The organism is Marinoscillum sp. HNIBRBA16962 (genome assembly GCF_057801515.1).
The window spans coordinates 3,766,752-3,783,946 of record NZ_CM173603.1; the positions used below are offsets into that span (position 1 = coordinate 3,766,752).

The 17,195-nt window shown below is 43.3% G+C and carries 14 protein-coding genes and 1 riboswitch; of the genes, 5 read left to right on the forward strand and 9 right to left on the reverse strand.

The window, feature by feature from the left end:
• The first annotated feature begins 11 nt into the window (after positions 1 to 11).
• Positions 12 to 350, forward strand: coding sequence for a MerR family transcriptional regulator (locus tag AC3E9V_RS15585; protein ID WP_488749060.1), 339 nt, complete (start codon positions 12 to 14; stop codon positions 348 to 350).
• Between the two features lie 3 nt (positions 351 to 353).
• Positions 354 to 1,451: a DNA-processing protein DprA gene (gene dprA, locus AC3E9V_RS15590; RefSeq protein WP_488749061.1), complete on the forward strand. Its 1,098-nt coding sequence runs from the start codon at positions 354 to 356 to the stop codon at positions 1,449 to 1,451.
• A gap of 124 nt (positions 1,452 to 1,575) precedes the next feature.
• Here the strand turns inward: dprA and AC3E9V_RS15595 are convergent, their stop codons facing one another.
• The 5 genes from AC3E9V_RS15595 to AC3E9V_RS15615 form a co-directional block, all read right to left on the reverse strand.
• Positions 1,576 to 3,372, reverse strand: a complete 1,797-nt coding sequence (locus AC3E9V_RS15595; protein ID WP_488749062.1) for a sodium:proton antiporter — start codon at positions 3,370 to 3,372, stop codon at positions 1,576 to 1,578.
• A gap of 15 nt (positions 3,373 to 3,387) precedes the next feature.
• Positions 3,388 to 4,650 (reverse strand): hydroxymethylglutaryl-CoA lyase, encoded by a 1,263-nt coding sequence (locus AC3E9V_RS15600; protein WP_488749063.1) that lies wholly within the window; start codon positions 4,648 to 4,650, stop codon positions 3,388 to 3,390.
• A complete protein-coding gene (metF, locus tag AC3E9V_RS15605) occupies positions 4,539 to 5,495 on the reverse strand; it encodes a methylenetetrahydrofolate reductase [NAD(P)H] (protein ID WP_488749064.1) in 957 nt (318 codons plus the stop codon). The genes AC3E9V_RS15600 and metF overlap by 112 nt, the downstream gene beginning before the upstream one ends.
• A gap of 108 nt (positions 5,496 to 5,603) precedes the next feature.
• Positions 5,604 to 8,288 (reverse strand): methionine synthase, encoded by a 2,685-nt coding sequence (metH, locus tag AC3E9V_RS15610; RefSeq protein WP_488749065.1) that lies wholly within the window; start codon positions 8,286 to 8,288, stop codon positions 5,604 to 5,606.
• 21 nt (positions 8,289 to 8,309) lie between these two features.
• Positions 8,310 to 9,323 carry a homocysteine S-methyltransferase family protein gene (locus AC3E9V_RS15615; protein ID WP_488749066.1) on the reverse strand — a complete coding sequence of 338 codons (1,014 nt, stop codon included), beginning with the start codon at positions 9,321 to 9,323 and terminating at the stop codon, positions 8,310 to 8,312.
• 48 nt (positions 9,324 to 9,371) lie between these two features.
• Positions 9,372 to 9,494, reverse strand: a riboswitch (SAM riboswitch).
• A gap of 85 nt (positions 9,495 to 9,579) precedes the next feature.
• On the opposite strand from AC3E9V_RS15615, the gene AC3E9V_RS15620 reads away from it, so the two are divergent.
• Positions 9,580 to 10,482 carry a Ppx/GppA phosphatase family protein gene (locus tag AC3E9V_RS15620; RefSeq protein ID WP_488749067.1) on the forward strand — a complete coding sequence of 301 codons (903 nt, stop codon included), beginning with the start codon at positions 9,580 to 9,582 and terminating at the stop codon, positions 10,480 to 10,482.
• A gap of 6 nt (positions 10,483 to 10,488) precedes the next feature.
• Here AC3E9V_RS15620 and AC3E9V_RS15625 read toward each other — a convergent pair whose 3' ends face one another.
• Positions 10,489 to 10,998: a phosphoglycerate mutase family protein gene (locus tag AC3E9V_RS15625; RefSeq protein ID WP_488749068.1), complete on the reverse strand. Its 510-nt coding sequence runs from the start codon at positions 10,996 to 10,998 to the stop codon at positions 10,489 to 10,491.
• Positions 10,999 to 11,029: 31 nt separating this feature from the next.
• Between AC3E9V_RS15625 and AC3E9V_RS15630 the strand changes: the two genes are divergently transcribed.
• Both AC3E9V_RS15630 and AC3E9V_RS15635 read left to right on the forward strand, forming a co-directional pair.
• Positions 11,030 to 12,124, forward strand: coding sequence for an adenylate/guanylate cyclase domain-containing protein (locus AC3E9V_RS15630; RefSeq protein ID WP_488749069.1), 1,095 nt, complete (start codon positions 11,030 to 11,032; stop codon positions 12,122 to 12,124).
• A 41-nt stretch (positions 12,125 to 12,165) separates the two neighbouring features.
• A complete protein-coding gene (locus AC3E9V_RS15635) occupies positions 12,166 to 13,173 on the forward strand; it encodes an adenylate/guanylate cyclase domain-containing protein (RefSeq protein ID WP_488749070.1) in 1,008 nt (335 codons plus the stop codon).
• Positions 13,174 to 13,195: 22 nt separating this feature from the next.
• Here AC3E9V_RS15635 and AC3E9V_RS15640 read toward each other — a convergent pair whose 3' ends face one another.
• The 3 genes from AC3E9V_RS15640 to AC3E9V_RS15650 all read right to left on the reverse strand — a co-directional run bounded on the left by AC3E9V_RS15640 (position 13,196) and on the right by AC3E9V_RS15650 (position 17,193).
• Positions 13,196 to 13,597, reverse strand: a complete 402-nt coding sequence (locus AC3E9V_RS15640; RefSeq protein WP_488749071.1) for a transmembrane 220 family protein — start codon at positions 13,595 to 13,597, stop codon at positions 13,196 to 13,198.
• 122 nt (positions 13,598 to 13,719) lie between these two features.
• Positions 13,720 to 15,921 carry a TonB-dependent receptor gene (locus AC3E9V_RS15645; RefSeq protein WP_488749072.1) on the reverse strand — a complete coding sequence of 734 codons (2,202 nt, stop codon included), beginning with the start codon at positions 15,919 to 15,921 and terminating at the stop codon, positions 13,720 to 13,722.
• A 408-nt stretch (positions 15,922 to 16,329) separates the two neighbouring features.
• Positions 16,330 to 17,193, reverse strand: a complete 864-nt coding sequence (locus AC3E9V_RS15650; protein ID WP_488749073.1) for a sugar phosphate isomerase/epimerase family protein — start codon at positions 17,191 to 17,193, stop codon at positions 16,330 to 16,332.
• Positions 17,194 to 17,195 lie beyond the last annotated feature (2 nt).

Consider the following 17,195-nt stretch of genomic DNA (forward strand, 5'->3'; position numbering starts at 1 on the left):
AAAAAATCACCGTGCCTTATAAGGAAAGAGAAATAGAAAAAAAATACTTCACCATTGGTGAGGTGGCCGAGGATCTGGGGGTAGCCACCTCATTGATTCGCTTTTGGGAAGGTGAGTTTGATATCATAAAGCCGAAGAAAAACCGGAAGGGTAATCGTCAGTTTACTAAAGAGGATATCAGAAATGTCAAACTGATCTTTCATCTGGTGAAAGAAAAGGGCTACACTTTACAGGGTGCGAGAGATTTTATTAAAAGTGATATCAATCAAGCCGCCGACAGGCTGGAGTTGATTGAATCCCTAAGGAAAGTCAGAATATTTTTAGAAACCTTAAAAAAAGAGCTTCCATAATCAATGGATGAAAAACTGTACCAGGTAGCCCTGGAACTAATCCCGGGAATAGGAGATGTTACAGTAAAAAATCTTATCGCCTATTGTGGTTCTGCATCCGCTGTTTTCAAATCCAGGAATGGGTTGCTAAAAAAGATCCCGGGTATAGGACAGAAAACCATAGATCTTATCACATCCGCTGACGTACTCCATAAAGCCGAAAAGATCATTGCCGATTGTAACAAGAATGGAGTTACTATCCACCACTATACGAATGCCAGCTACCCTGGTAAGCTTAAGATGGTGGCTGATGCACCAAACGTAATTTATGCCAAAGGGACAATCAATGCCTGGGACCGGGTGATCGCAATCGTGGGTACCAGAAATGCGACGGACTATGGTAAAGCAGTGACTGAGAAGATTGTGGAGGAATCAAAGCAGCTCAATGCTGTAATTGTAAGTGGTCTGGCTTATGGTATAGATGTTACGGCCCACCGGGCTGCATTAAAAAATAACATTCCCACGATTGGTGTGCTGGCGGGTGGTCTGGATAAAATCTATCCAAACCTTCATAAGAAAACCTCCGAAGAAATGCTGGAAGCCGGAGGCCTGATCTCGGAAAATCCGCCTGGAGTAAAGGCCGAAGCACACTTTTTCCCGGCACGAAACAGGATCATTGCGGGGATGGCCGATGCAGTAATAGTGGTGGAAGCAGCTAAAAAAGGTGGTGCACTAATTACAGCAAATATTGCTGACTCCTATAATAAGGTAGTGTTTTCTGTTCCCGGAGACCTTTCTAATACATTCTCCGAAGGATGCAACTACCTGATCCGAAATCAAAAAGCTCTGATATACACCGGGGTCAGGGATCTGCAGTATCACCTGAACTGGGACGAGCAGAGTGTGATCGAAAACCAAAAAAAGGAACAGAGCTTAAACAGCCTTACCCCTCCCGAGAAATCTATTTATAAGATCCTGGAGTCCCGGAAAGAGGGTGTTGCAGTAGATGATCTGGCCTGGAAAGCTCAAATCCCCATCAATCAGGTCGCTACCCTCCTGTTGAATATGGAATTTCAGGGGTTGATAAAAAGCCTGCCGGGAAAGAAGTACCGTGTAGCCTAGTGTCATGACTCTTAAATTGGCCCACTAATTCATGCTATCACTAGTTGATGAAAACCCCTGTTTATAAAGTAAAAAGTTGAGTGATGGCATGAATAATTAGTTTACTTTCTTTGCAATCCCTACACTAGAAAGGATAAAACACCGGGATCAACAGGGTAGCGATCAGCCAAAACAGGATGTTGAGCCAAACCCCTACCTTGAAAAAATCTTTAAACTTATATTGACCCGCACTATAGACCATGGTATTGGTCTGATAGCCTATTGGGGTCATAAAGCTCGCTGATGCGGCCAGCATAACTGCTATCAGAAATGGATATGGGCTAAGCTCCAGTCTGTCAGCGGTAGTTATGGCTATTGGTGCGATGAGGGCAGCTGTAGCATTATTGCTCATTATTTCCGTAAGTAGAGAGGTCACCAGATACATCCCTGATACAATTGCTACAGGTCCCCAGGTGCCCAGGTGATTGACAAAGAATGAGGCAATCATATCTGCAAGACCACTGTTCTGCATAGCCACACCAAGACTCAAAGCGCCTGCCAGCAGAAAGATGATCCTCCACTCAATGGACTCGTAGACTTCCTTCATTGTAATGGTACGGGAGAGGACCAGAAGCAATGCCCCTAAGACCGTAGAGATAACTATGGGAAGGATATTTAGCGTAGCTATCGTAACAACCCCTCCTATTACTGCCAGAACCGTCAAAAATTTATTTCGGTTAAAATCAATGATCCCTTCCTCAGACAAGATGATAAACGGGCTCTTCTGAGTCATCTCCTGCTTCTTAAGGTTTTGGACCCGGTGTGATTTAATCTCCGTCAGAATAATATCCCCTGCCCTTAACTCCACATCATGAAGGTTCTCATGGACTACTTCCTCCCGGTGCAAAATAGCCAGGGGAATAGCCCGATACCTCCTCCGGAAATCCATCTGTCGTAAGCTCTTGCCTTCAAACTCTGATCCTGAAGTAATGATCAGTTCCAGTATGGAGGTATCACCTTTCTGTACTTCATTTTCATTTATCCGTACTGCATCCGTATTGAAGTTAACTTTCAACCGGTCCTTCAATGCCTTGATCTTCTCCACATTGCATTGAACTTTCAGCTTATCATGAGCATTGATCACAAAGTCACCGGCGGGTAGTGTAAAGGTATTGCCATTTCGCTGTACCTCTATGATATCAATCTCCAGCTCAGTAGCCAGTATGGAGTCCATAATGCGCTGACCAACAAAATCTGCATCATCAAGCACCTCGATCTCGGTGAGATAATCTCTCATCCCAAACTTCCGGGTAAGGTCCTTCTCCGAAAGTCGATCCGGAAGTAATCGCTTTCCGAAAAAATAAATGTAAACGGCCCCTATCACCAGAAAAAAGATCCCAATCGGTGCGCTAATAAACATGGGGAAAGCCTCGATCCCATTCTTTTCGGCTATCCCGCTTACTAACACGTTTGTAGATGTTCCGATAAGGGTACATGTTCCGCCAAAAATTGAAGCATAAGACAGAGGGATCAACAATTTGGACGGACTGATACCTGATAAATTGGCGATACTGATCATCACCGGGATAAACATGGCCACCACGGGAGTATTGTTGATGAAAGCTGACACTACACCAACGAATATCATCATCAAAAGAATGCCGAGGTTGAAATTTTTCTTGAAAACGGGTCCCAGTAAAGGCCCGATACGCTGCAGAGATCCGGTTTTCAGCAAGGCATAGCTCAGCACAAACATAAAGGCGACGGTAATAGTAGCTGAATTACTGAATCCGGCCAGCCCCTCTTCAGCACTAACCACTCCCGTAACGACCAGTGAAACCATAATCATTATAGCCACGAGATCCACTGAAAGCCACTCTGTGGCAAACAAAACCATCGCAACCACGATGACTATTATTACTATAATTGCTTCTATACCCATTTACTTAGTACTGAATCACAAAAACACCTCATTCGAAAGTAGCATGGATTTCTCAAATGCCTCTTTGTTATATGAAAAATTTACCTCTAACCTATTCAATGACCGGATCAGTCCCTCTGTAGCTAAATTTCCAACCAGGTCATCTTTTGCCATCGGGCACCCTCCAAAACCGCGAATAGCCGCGTCGATCCTTCGACAACCTGAATTATAGGCTGCCTCCACCTTCTCATGAGAAGTGTCAGGAGTGGAATGCAAATGAGCGCCAAACTCAATGTGAGGGAATTTCGGAATTAAAGCCTGAAAAAGACCTCCGATTATTTCGGGCTTGGAAACACCGATCGTATCAGCCAAAGAAATAATCCCGACTTCCATTTTGTCAAGCCTTTGTACAAACTCCCCCACAAGATCTACGCTGTAAGGATCGCCATACGGATTTCCAAAACCCATAGACAAATAGACGACAAGTGTCTTATCCTCCATTTGGCAGATTTCCTGGATCTCTGCAAGGTTATCAAATGCCGTATCAATAGAGCGGTTGGTGTTTCGTTGCTGAAAGGTTTCTGAGAGTGACAGTGGATAACCCATATAAGTAATCTCATCATAATCAGAAGCAGTTTCCGCACCTCTGACATTGGCTACAATCACCAGCAATTTTGATTTTGTGCTACTTACATTTAACCCTTCCAACACTTCTTTGGTATCCTTCATCTGAGGTATGGCCTTCGGAGATACAAAGCTCCCAAAGTCAATGGTGTCAAACCCCACATCCAACAGGGAGTTGATATACCGGATCTTTAGGTCGGTTGGGATAAAACGGGTTATTCCCTGCATAGCATCTCTTGGGCATTCGATAATCTTCATGTGTTTAAAATTGATGAAATCAGCGGTTTGCCACCCAATTTTGATCATACCCGGCCTGCCTTTGCCGAAAGTGGCTACTGCAGGCAGGTTGGTGTTCTCAATATTTGGGTTGAGCATCATGCTCATTTCATGTGTATAAATATACCCGATTGCGGATTTTTTGATTGTGGATCGTGGACTTTTATGATTGCCGGGGAATACGGACGGGACATACTCCAGGTCTACCCGGCCAACCACCAGGTACTTCCGAACGAGCTCCAGATTCATCCAGACGACCAATCCCACCCCCCTAAATTCCCAAATCCCTAAAAAAGCTCCCTGGCTATCCGGTATACTGAATCCGATTTGCCCATGGAGTAGTAATGCAATACCGGCGCTCCTGCTTCCATGAGTTCCCTGGATTGCTGTATACCCCACTCTATTCCTACTTCTTTGACTGCTTTATTGTCTTTGCACTTCTCGATCTCATGATAGAGATCATCCGGAATGTCAATGTGAAAGATACTCGGTAGCACCGTCATATGTCTTTTTGTAGTGATCGGCTTTAGTCCCGGAATGATCGGCACATTGATATCTTCTGCCCTGCACTTATCTACAAAGTCAAAGTACTTTTGATTGTCAAAAAACATCTGGGTTACTATATACTCCGCTCCACGCTCTATTTTTTGCTTAAGGTACTTCAGGTCTGATTTGATGTTTGGCGCTTCAAAGTGCTTTTCAGGGTAACCAGCAACCCCTATGCAGAAATGTGTAGGGACTGCATTCTGAAGATCCTCATCGAGGTATCGTCCCATGTTCATATTTACCAGCTGATCTACCAGATCAATGGCATATTGATTACCGTCCGGCTCAGGCCTGAAGCTTTTCTCTTCAGCTATGGAGTCTCCCCGAATGGCCAATACATTATCAATCCCCAGAAAATTCAGATCTATCAGGGCATTCTCCGTTTCTTCTTTTGAGAACCCTCCACAAATGATATGAGGCACAGGGTCTACTTCATACCGGTTTTTAATGGCCGCACAGATCCCTACGGTTCCTGGTCGTTTTCGAATGGTTTTCTTCTCCAGGAGTCCGTTTTCCCGGTTTTTATAGACAAACTCCTCCCGGTGATAAGTCACATCAATGAATGGAGGCTTAAACTCCATTAAAGGGTCAATGTGATCAAACAATGAATTGATGCTATCCCCCTTCTTAGGTGGGATTATCTCTAATGAAAAAAGGGTATTCCCTTTCGAGGCATTTATATGTTCAGTTACTTTCATTTCTTTATTGGTATGTAGGCTGTTGGGTTGTTGGGATTTTGGGAATCATCTCCATCAATATCAGCTATTTTTCTTTTCAAATATTGAATATAGGAATTCAGACGTTTTTTAATACCCCAGATTGGGTGCCAGCCATTGTTCTATAGTTTTTTTATCCAGTCTTTTTCTTTTAGCATAGTCTGTTACCTGGTCTTCGTAGATCTTCCCTAACCCAAAATATTTAGATTCCGGATGAGCTATATAAAAACCGCTCACCGAAGATGCAGGCCACATGGCATAGCTCTCTGTCAGCTCAACTCCTATATTCTGTTCTGCTTTCAGGAGGTCAAACAAAATCCGTTTTTCCGTATGATCCGGACACGCAGGGTAGCCTGGTGCAGGTCTGATTCCCAAATACTTCTCTTTTATAAGCTCTTCATTACTAAGCTGCTCAGAACTATATCCCCACAGCTCTTTTCTCACCTTCTCATGCATCATTTCAGCCAGCGCCTCAGCAAAACGATCGGCTACAGACTTGATCATAATAGAGGAATAATCGTCATGGTCATCTTCAAACTTTTTTGCTATTTCCGAAGCTCCAAATACAGATACTGCGAACCCACCAATGTAATCGCTCTCCGGAGAGATAAAATCCACTAAACTCAGGTTGGGGATACCGCTACCTTTTTTACCCTGTTGCCTCAAAAAATGGAAAGTGCAAACTTCATCCTGACCTTCGTTAAACACCATTACATCTTCTCCAACAGCTTTAGCAGGGTATAATCCTACTACGGCTTTACCCTTCAGGGAACCATCAGCAATTACCTTATCGATGAGGGTATTGGCTTCATCGTACAGTTTCCTGGCCTCCTGGCCTACCGTAGGATTCTCAAAGATTTGGGGGAATTTCCCTTTCAACATCCAGGTAGTAAAGAACGGTGTCCAGTCAATATAATTCCTGACCTGATCAAGCGGCACATCTTCAAAAACCTGGTTGCCCAATTTGTCTGGCTTTACAGGCGTATAACTTTGCCAGTCTGCTTTAAATCTATTATTCTTTGCCTGATCAAAGCTTACGGAAGCTTTTTCCTGCTGACGATTCTCATGACCTATCCGAAGGTCATGGTACTCTTGTGCAATTTTCTGAACCAAAGCATCCCGTTTCTCTCCTAATAAGTTAGATGCTACACCAACACTCTTAGAAGCATCCAGCACATGTATCACCGGGCCAGAATATTTAGGGGTGATCTTCACAGCAGTGTGTATCCTCGAGGTAGTAGCCCCTCCGATGAGCAGGGGCAGCTGCATTCCTCTGTGCTCCATCTCTGCCGCCACATGCACCATCTCATCCAGCGACGGGGTGATCAATCCGCTCAACCCAATAATATCTGCATCCTCTTTTGCCGCTTCATCCAGGATCTTTTCTGCCGGGACCATTACCCCAAGATCTACTATATCATAGTTGTTGCAGGCAAGTACCACTCCCACTATGTTTTTACCAATATCGTGTACATCACCCTTCACCGTAGCTAAAAGGATCTTCCCCTTACTTTTTTTAGTATCACCGGATCTTGCTTTTTCCTCCTCCAGAAATGGGATCAGGTATGCCACAGACTTTTTCATTACACGGGCACTCTTGACCACCTGTGGTAAAAACATCTTTCCTGATCCAAAAAGATCACCCACTACGTTCATCCCATCCATCAACGGCCCCTCAATGACATGCAGTGGCTTATCATACTTTTGGCGAGCTTCTTCCGTATCCTCTTCGATAAAGTCTATAATTCCCTTTACTAGGGCATGTTTCAGGCGTTCCTCCACAGGGTTCTCTCGCCATGCAGTATCTGTCTCTTTTACTTTTCCTTTACCTTTTACCTTTTCGGCGAAAGCCAGTAGCCGTTCGGTGGCATCTGATCTTCGGTTGAGTAAGACGTCTTCTACACGCTCCAGTAAGTCTTTAGGGATCTCATCATATACTTCGATCATTCCGGCATTCACGATCCCCATATCCATGCCATGCTTAATGCCATGATAAAGAAAAGCTGAGTGCATGGCTTCTCTAACTACGTTATTTCCTCTGAATGAAAATGAAACATTACTGACTCCACCACTCACCTTGGCTCCGGGCAGGTTTTCTTTGATCCATTTGGTAGCATTGAAAAAATCAACGGCATAATTGTTATGCTCATCTATTCCGGTGGCAACCGGGAAGATATTGGGATCAAATATGATGTCCTGGGGAGGAAATTTCACCACATTGACCAGCAAATCATACGTCCTTTTACAGATAGTTATCCGCCTTTCATAAGTATCTGCCTGCCCATCCTCATCAAAAGCCATCACTACAACCGCCGCACCGTATTGCTTGATCTTTCTTGCCTGATACAGGAAAGACTCCTCTCCTTCTTTCAGGCTAATGGAATTAACCACTCCTTTACCCTGAATGCACTGGAGTCCTGCTTCAATAATTTCCCATTTGGATGAGTCAATCATAATCGGAATCCGTGATATCTCAGGTTCTGATGCAATGAGGTTCAGGAATCTGACCATTGCAGCTTTACCATCCAGCATCCCCTCATCCATATTCACGTCCAGGATCTGAGCTCCACCTCGTACCTGATCGAGGGCTACTTCCAGGGCTTCTTCGTACTTGTCCTCCCGGATGAGGCGGGCAAAACGAGCTGAGCCTGTCACATTGGTTCGTTCGCCAATGTTTACAAAATTGGTGTCTGATGTAATGACAAGCGGCTCCAGGCCAGAAAGCATCAATGGTTTCATAGGCATATCTGTTACCTTCATGGTAACTCCATTCAAAATTTTTGCGGCTAAAATGGTTTAAGCAATCACTTGCTGGTTACTAATAATTTTGCGGGGCTTATACTTGCCGGCTGCCTCCGCAATGGACCTGATATGGTCCGGAGTAGTACCACAACACCCCCCGATAATATTGACCAAACCTTCCTGAAGGTATTCCTCTATCTGCATGGTCATTTCTTCAGGAGTCTGATCATATTGTCCAAATTCATTAGGCAGACCTGCATTTGGGTGGGCGCTCACCATGTAGTCTGATTTCTCAGCCATGATCTGTAAATAAGGCCTGAGCTGGCTGGCTCCAAGGGCACAATTCAGACCAATGCTCAAAAGAGGCATATGACTTAAGGAGATTAAAAATGCTTCGGTAGTCTGACCGGACAAGGTTCGTCCTGACGCATCCGTAATGGTACCGGAAACCATAACGGGTAATTCAATGCCTCTTTCACTCACTTCCTCGTCAATGGCCATTAAAGCGGCTTTGGCATTAAGCGTATCAAAAACCGTCTCTACAAGTAAAGCATCTACCCCCCCGTCAATCAGTCCTTTGATCTGTTCACGGTATGCTGCCTTTAATCCATCAAAAGAAACGGCCCTGAAACCAGGATCATTTACATCCGGGGAAATGGATGCTGTACGGTTTGTCGGGCCTATTGAACCTGTTACAAAACGTGGTTTATCAGGATCTTTTGAGGTGAATTCATCAGCAGCCTCTCTGGCGATTTTTGCTGACTGAAAGTTCAGCTCATAAACCAAATGCTCCAGGTGATAGTCAGCCTGTGCTATTGATGTACTGCTAAATGTATTCGTTTCAGCAATATCAGCTCCGGCCTCAAAATAGGCGGCATGAATCTCCCTGATCACATCGGGTCTGGTGATGGAAAGAAGATCATTATTCCCCTTTAAAGCGTGAGGGTGATCCTTTAACTCTTCATTTCGAAAGTCTTCCTCTTCCAGTTTGTATCGCTGTATCATGGTACCCATGGCGCCATCTAACACCAATATTCTCTCCGACGCTATGTCTTTTAGCTTTGTCATTATCCAGGTTATTTAAAGACATTTATTTGGAGAAAGGTGTGAGTGGACAGCTTATCTCTTCCCTGACGCTTCGGTCTGGGTGGGAATTGGCACCGAAATCCAGACTGTGAACGTCCGAAAAGGTTGCCAAGGCTTCACAGGGCCCAATCCCTCCGCCTTTCTCGATAAATGTGATGCAAATATACACGTGATTCCTCATAATAAAAATGAAAATATTTCAAGGGCTCAATTTCTGAAACGACTACTTTTGGCTCCAATGAAATTTGCAGCTATTGATATAGGATCTAACGCCATCAGGTTACAGATCACCAAAGTGATTGAATTCGAAACAATTATCACGTTAAAAAAGCTTGAATACGTTCGCTTCCCTCTTCGATTAGGCCATGATGTTTTTAAAACCAAAAAGATCAGCCCGGAGCGTGAAGAAAAATTCATGAAGCTTATGACGGCATATAAGCACCTCATAGACCTTTATGAAGTAGATCATTTCTATGGTTGTGCTACTTCTGCCATGCGTGAAGCTAGAAACGGTAAAGAGATTGTTGAGCGGGTGAAAAAGGAATTAAACCTGCAGCTCACCATTATATCTGGCGAAAAGGAAGCTTCACTGATCAATAATGTCATCAGCCTTGATCTGGATGATAAGATATACCTGCATATAGATGTAGGAGGTGGAAGTACCGAGCTCAATTTCTATAAAAATAAAGCCAAGATCTTATCCAATTCATTTAAAATAGGGTCGGTTCGCAGGCTCGACCATGTGGATTCTCCCAAAGCCTGGAAAGCCATGAAAGACTGGATTTACCATCAGGTTAAAGATTATAAGGGCATTACTGCCATTGGTACCGGAGGAAATATCAATAAGATCTATGAGCTTTCACAGGTCGGTAAAAAGAGAAAGATATCCCTCGATACGGTCATGAAAGTGCAGGAATTTCTTAAAAATATGTCTCTGCAGGATCGGATGTCAAAACTCCAGTTAAACCCTGACCGGGCAGATGTGATCATTCCGGCCTCTGAGATCTACATTGAGGCCATGAAGTCTGCCGGTGCCAGAACCATGGTGGTTCCGGATGTAGGACTGAAAGATGGTATAAACTATTACCTTTTTGAAAAGTACTACCCGACAAAAGGGAAGGTATTTGTGAAAAACTCCTGAGCGGGTTTAATAGTTGATAATGGTGAAGGTTCCATTACCTACTTCAGTAACCGTCACTATAAAAATATCATTGTAGTCATCATCAGCAAGTTGGTCAAAAAGCTCTTTTCCGATGAGCTCATTGACCATAAAGGGCACAGTGTTTGAGTGCCCGCAAACCAGCACCGTCTTCCCTTTATGCTGTTTTACGATTTCCTCAACAAAACCTTTCTGATGGGGCTTATATACTTTGGTAATTACACCTTTCAGATGGGCTGTTGGGTAAATGGTACTGGTATTTCTACTGAAACGTGTGGTGTAAATGGTCTCAATAGGTTGGCTGTTCAACATATAAGCCAGTCTTTCAGCCCTCAGCTTACCTTTTTCAGTAAGCGATGGGTCGGATGTACCATCCTGCTCTTTCTCAGCATGCCTCACAAGGATGATTGTTGTCAGGTCCTGACTCCTCACTGGAGACACACCCAGGAATAGCAACAGAATGAAAAAGATCTTCGGGAGAAGGTGTTTGTTGTTCATATCAGAAACTTACCAAATAATTTGTAATTTCATGGGTCCAACATCAGGCCTTTTTTTGAAACTCACTGTCAGCCAAAAAGTCAAATATAGGGTATCTGGGCAGATTATCTTAGTAGGTATTCTGCTGGGAGTTATTTATGTGATGTTTTCAAACGGCTTTTCTGAGCTTATTCCGTTCATTAACGGAGCTATTTCAGGAGCATTGATCGGGATATTGATATCTTTTTTAGAGCTGTGGATCTTTACAGGGGGTATCCGAAAGCTCAAGTTCATTTATCTTCTTTTACTAAGGACCACACTTTACCTCTTTTTGATCGTTTTTATCCTGACAAATGTAGTAGCTACCTCGAGAATGCTCCGTCTTGGTATGTCCTATTCGGAAGTGCTCAACGATGGTGAATTTCAGCATTATCTTTTGTATGGAAACTTTTCGGTTGGCGTTTTGTATGCATTATTTTTTGCGTTCAGCATCAATTTCACCCGAATGATGAGCAGAAAGATGGGACAGGGAGTACTCGTCAGCTTTATCACCGGCACTTTTTACCGGCCTGTACTGCAGGAGCGCATAGTCATGTTTATCGGGTTGGGGAACGTGGATGAATTCACCTCAAGGCTGAGTGAAATTACTTTCTTCAAATTCATTAATGAATACTTCTATGACATCACAGAACCCATAGTAAAGCATCAGGGAATCATCTACGAATACGTGGAAGATACACTGGTGGTCACCTGGAGAATGGAAAAAGGCCTTTTTAATGCAAATTGTGTACGGACATTTCATGCTATAAAAGATAGAATTGAGCAGAAAAGGGAGAAGTATTTTACCAAGTATGGGCTGATCCCCACTCCGATCGGAAGTATCCATACCGGAAGGCTGGTGCGCGCGGAAATCGGAAACATAAAGACGCAGATAGTATTCCACGGAGATGTCATGAATACTACTTCCAGGCTTCTATCCAAAGGCAGAGAGCTTGGGGAAGAGCTTCTGGTCTCTGAAGATCTGATTGGAAAAGTAGACCTGCCACTCCTCTTTGAGAGCAAAGCAGTTGGAAGTATGTCACTGCGTGGCAAACAAAATCCAATTGAAGTGTTTTCAATCCACGATAAAGAACTCCTGGCAATATGAGAGTAAGTTGGCTCAGGCATCGGAACACCAGAATCTCTTTCATGTTCATCGCTGTAGGTGTTCTGTTTGGCCTGCTCTATCCGCTCACAGCCCGAGAATACAATGACCCGATCGCCTTCATTAATGGAATGACGATCGGCCTTTTAGGTGGAGCATTTTTATCCATATCAGAACTTTACCTTCACAGCCCTCTCAAGAGGAAAATGAAATTTTTCAAAAAGGTAATTTTAAAAACACTGGTTTACACCTCCTTCTTCATATTGTTAATCCTATTGGTTTTTTCATTTAACAGAAGTCTTTACAATGGAGAAAATTACACGGAATACCTCCAGGGAGAAGAATTTCATGCTTTTGTATACCATGGAGATTTTCACGTCATCATTTTGTATACGCTACTAATCAGTGCTGGTCTTATTTTTACCCACCAGATCTCCAACAAAATGGGACAGGGCGTCTTGCTGAACCTGATTTTTGGTAAGTATCACACTCCTCGTAAAGAGAAACGGATTTTCATGTTCCTCGATCTCAATGATTCCACAACTATTGCTGAAAAAATGGGTGAAATCCGGTATAACCAGTTTCTCAATGAGTTCTTTTATGATATAACTGACGCAATCCTAAACACCTATGGACGGATCTATCGATACGTCGGTGATGAAATGGTCGTGACATGGAAAATGAAGGACGGCATCAGGAATATTAACTGTTTAAGGGCCTTCCAGCAGGTAAAACGGGATATCAGGAAGCATAGAGAAAAGTACTTAAAAAAGTATGGGATTGTTCCTCAGTTTACGGCAGGATTTCACTGCGGACAAGTAATAGTTGGGCAGGTAGGTGATGTCAAAAGCCAGATTGTTTTCAGTGGAAAAGTCTTGTATGAAGGGGCACAAATTGAAAAGTCATGCAAAAAATTCCAGACAGATCACCTGATCTCCAAACCGCTTATGGATCAACTAAGCCTGCCAGCGTTTTTTGAAAAAGTATTCTCTGGTACCATACAAACCAACCATTCAAAAAACATCGAGCTATTTACTGTAAAAACCAACTAACCAGAATTCGGGCTAACTCTGGTCAAACCCGGCGTTTATTTTTCCCTGATCTTTTCTTTTTGGGCGGATTTTTTCTGAGGTAAAGCAGCGCTCCGATGGCTAGCAGGAGGCCAATAAACTCCCGGGTTCCTTCTATCCAGGGCTTTTTTACCTTCATAGCTCCAAATAACTCTGCTTTATCAGGCTTGCTTAAAAACTGCATCACACTTGGAATGTAGAAGAAAGCATATAAAAGCATGATTACGATCAGGGTGATAATCAATGGGCTAAAATTTACCTGCTTAAGGTAAATCTTTAAAAAAGCTATCAATGCTACTGCTCCGTAGATCAGTATCCAGATTAACGGGTCCGGATCATTATACTGAACCACTGCAAACAGGAGAAAAAGTATAGCTATGACGGCATATTTAATGTTTGGTTTCATAGATCTAATTTACAGGTAATATCCGATTATATAGCGCCTATATAACCAAATACAGGGAGACGATGGTAACTACCTGAAAATCAACTGGCAAGTTTGACCTTAATGTAATTCATTCTTATAATTTACCACTCTACCCGGTAGGTTAGTATAGGAATAAGTCCAAGCTGATATTGAGTTTCTTCACTTCCTGTGAACTGGTCAAAATATCTGTAAGCTTCATTTTTGACATTAAAGGCATTCTGAAGATCGATGGCTAAAACCCGTGTATACTTTTCCCTGTATCTAACCCATTGCACTCTGAGGTCAAACCGGAAGTAACTGTCAGTCTCATAGCCTTCACCCCAGAACCACTGAGGTGGGTTGTATTGTCCCCCCTGGTACAGTAGCCGACCATTGATACCAAATGAACTGGTTTTATCCTCCTTATTCTTTTGCCATTCCTTTCCGCTGGCCAGGCTCAGATTATACCTTGTGTTGTACCTGTTTCTTTCATCAAAGTCTGTTTCCAATGGCGCATCAAACAAGGAACCCCCCAGTCTGAAATAAAACCCATCACTAAAAGCTTTCTCGGTCATCAAACTAAAGCCTGTAGATCGGGCAGAAGCCTCATCTTCAAACAATAGGTAAATTTCAGGAAACTGGTAATGAAACAACTCCGCTCCTATGCTATACCCATTCAAAGTAAGGTTGTAAGCTAAACTATACCTATAGCTCCTGATGAAGTCAGCTTCATTAGTAATGGTAGTCTGGTCTGCTCCGGAACCTGTAAAATATACAGTGAATGGCTGATATAGTTGACTATACTTCCCGGCACCCATCGAAAGCGTAGCGTTCGGACTTACAAGAATTCGTATCTCTGCTCTGGGGTCCCAGGAATGCTGATTGCCATTATTCCAGTTGTAAGTGAGCCCATAATTCACATAAAAATGCGGACTGAGCTGATGATCAAACGCCAGGAAATGACGCCCCAAAAGCTGCTGCTTGTTAAAGCGCTGGCTGTTGGCGGGTATAGGACTTTCAAAAAAGGTGCTTTCGCTTTCTTTGTAATTATAAAAATTCACCGTACTCCCCAGGTATACCCGGTTGGTTCCAAACCTTTTCACATAGCTGGATGTACCTGAATAAATGGTATATTCATCCTGATAATTGATCCGACTCTGATACGCATCCTGATTATTGAAGACTGTCTGATCCCTTTCATTCTGATAGCCTGAAGCCACCAGTGTGTTGGTCCATTCACTGTTCTCAAAAGAAGTTTCCAGGCTTGCCCCTGCGATACCCATTTTGTTATCGTAGTAGATATCACTCCGGTCTTTCTCTCTTTCCGAATCTTCAAAATCCAGATGATCGAAATGGTTGAAACTCAACCCGCCTACTCCAAATACTTTGAGTTTGGTTTTTTTGCCCAATTTCAGGGATGTGGCTAAAGCTAAGTCCTGAAAACCAATAGACTCTCCGCCAAAATCCACCCCCATATTGGTCAATAAACCGGTGAATGAATAGCGATAATTTGCGGCAAAAGTGGCCGATCCTCCTTTTCTGTATGGACCCTCTGCTGCCAGGTCAATTCCAATGAGGGAGGCCTGAGCGGTATATTGCCGCTCCTGCTGATTGCCTTGTTTGAGGTGCATATCGAAAATACCACCTACACTATTGCCATAGGTATTATCAAATGTACTGTATAAGAAATTTGACTCACTTAGCATCTGTGCGCTCAGTATGTTTACTCCGCCTCCAGTGGCTGTAGGTTGATCCAGAAAAGTGCCCGCGTTTGAAAGATGATTGGGGTTTACAATCTCTGCACCCTCCAGCATCCAGACATTATAAGCCGGTGGTATTCCCCGTACAGAAATAAGATTATTCTGGTCGTTGGATACTGCCACATCGGGTGATGAGGTGATGAGTCGGGCAGGATCATAGTAAGTAGCCGCAAACCTGTTGATCTGCTCTTCGGTAATCTTCAGCTTGCCCGGACTCGAAAAAGAAACCCGTTCTGTGACGGTAACTTCTTCCAGGTTAGTAAAATCACGGCTTAATTCCACCTTCAGAACCGTTTCCCTTCCTGTTTTCACCCAAACATCATTCTGTACAGAAGACTTATACCCTACGTAACTCACGGAAACTGAATACCTGCCTGGCATGACAGACGCTATTGTAAAATGGCCGTCTTCGTCCGTAGTGGTTCCCTTATCGGTTTGTAACACCTGCACAGTCGCTCCCACTAAGGGTTCTTTGCTCAGGTCATCTTTAACATAACCGGATATAACTTGTCCTTTCAACCCCATAGCGCTGACCAGAGTCAGCACTCCTAACCAATATTTCATACCTTAAGATTGTAAAATCAGCAGTTAGCTATCTATTATCTATTCTAATCATACTTTGTCAAGTTGCGATTAAGCAGTAAGGGATACGGTTTGAAAAATTTCTCTATAACCCCCATCGGTCTCTTTAATGCCATCAAGATAAGGTCACTCCAGTCATGCCTACCCGGCCGGGAAGTCTTTGATCAAATTGAACATTTTCGTTTTTATAATACATAGATTCCATTGCTGGAATGACTGATTCTTTGAAATTTCAACCTTATCTTGATGGCATTAGAGCCATCTTTACAGAAAAGGGGGAATATTTGTATCAAATCCATACTCCTATGATCATTCAATATAACCTGACAAAGTAGAGATGTAACTATTTTAATTGGGCCAGCAGACCCATATTTATACTCACTTAATGTGTTAAACCAGGATTTTTTGAGTCAGATTATTAAAAGACGTCTCAATACTTTGAAGTGGGTTATCTGACTGGTCTTGCTCCACAAAAAAGTGTTTCATCCCGGAAACCTCTGCATTTGCAAATATTGTTTTAAAGTCTATGGTTCCGGTTCCCACTTCAGCAAACCCCCTTTCAGGAGTATCAGCAATATCTTTCACATGCCACAAAGGCACCCGCTGTTTATTCTTTTCAAAGAAAGCCACAGGATCATGACCTGCCCTGCTAATCCAATACAGATCAAGCTCGATATCCACAAGGTCCGGGTCCAGCTCCTGTAGCAACACATTCATTGGCAACTCGCCCTCTATTGGCTGAAACTCAAAGTCATGGTTATGGTAGCATACCTTTACCCCGGCCGGCTTGCCTTTTTCCGCACATTTATTGAGTGTCTCCGCATAGCCACGATACTGGTCCAGGGTCTGTCGTTGCTCTGGTGCCAGCCATGGGAAAACTGCATATTCCTGTCCGGCTTCAACCATAAATTCCAATGCCTCGTCAAAGGACTCTTCAAAAAACTGAGGAGAGATATGTCCACTCACCAGCTTCAGGCCAAGATCATCCAGCAACGTTTTAAAACTCGCACCTCCAAAGCCATAGACCTTTCCATCTGCATATCCTGCTGTTTCGATCTTTTTATAACCGATTTTAGCAACCTTCTCCAGGGTGCCTTTTGGATCATTTGCCATAGCATCACGGACGGTATACAGTTGTATGCCTATTTCAGGGATTTTAGAGCCTCCGGGACTGGTTACACAAGAGGGAAAAATGGCTATAGCTGCAGAAGCAGCCACGGATTTTTTAATAAAGGATCTTCTGTTCTGATTCATAT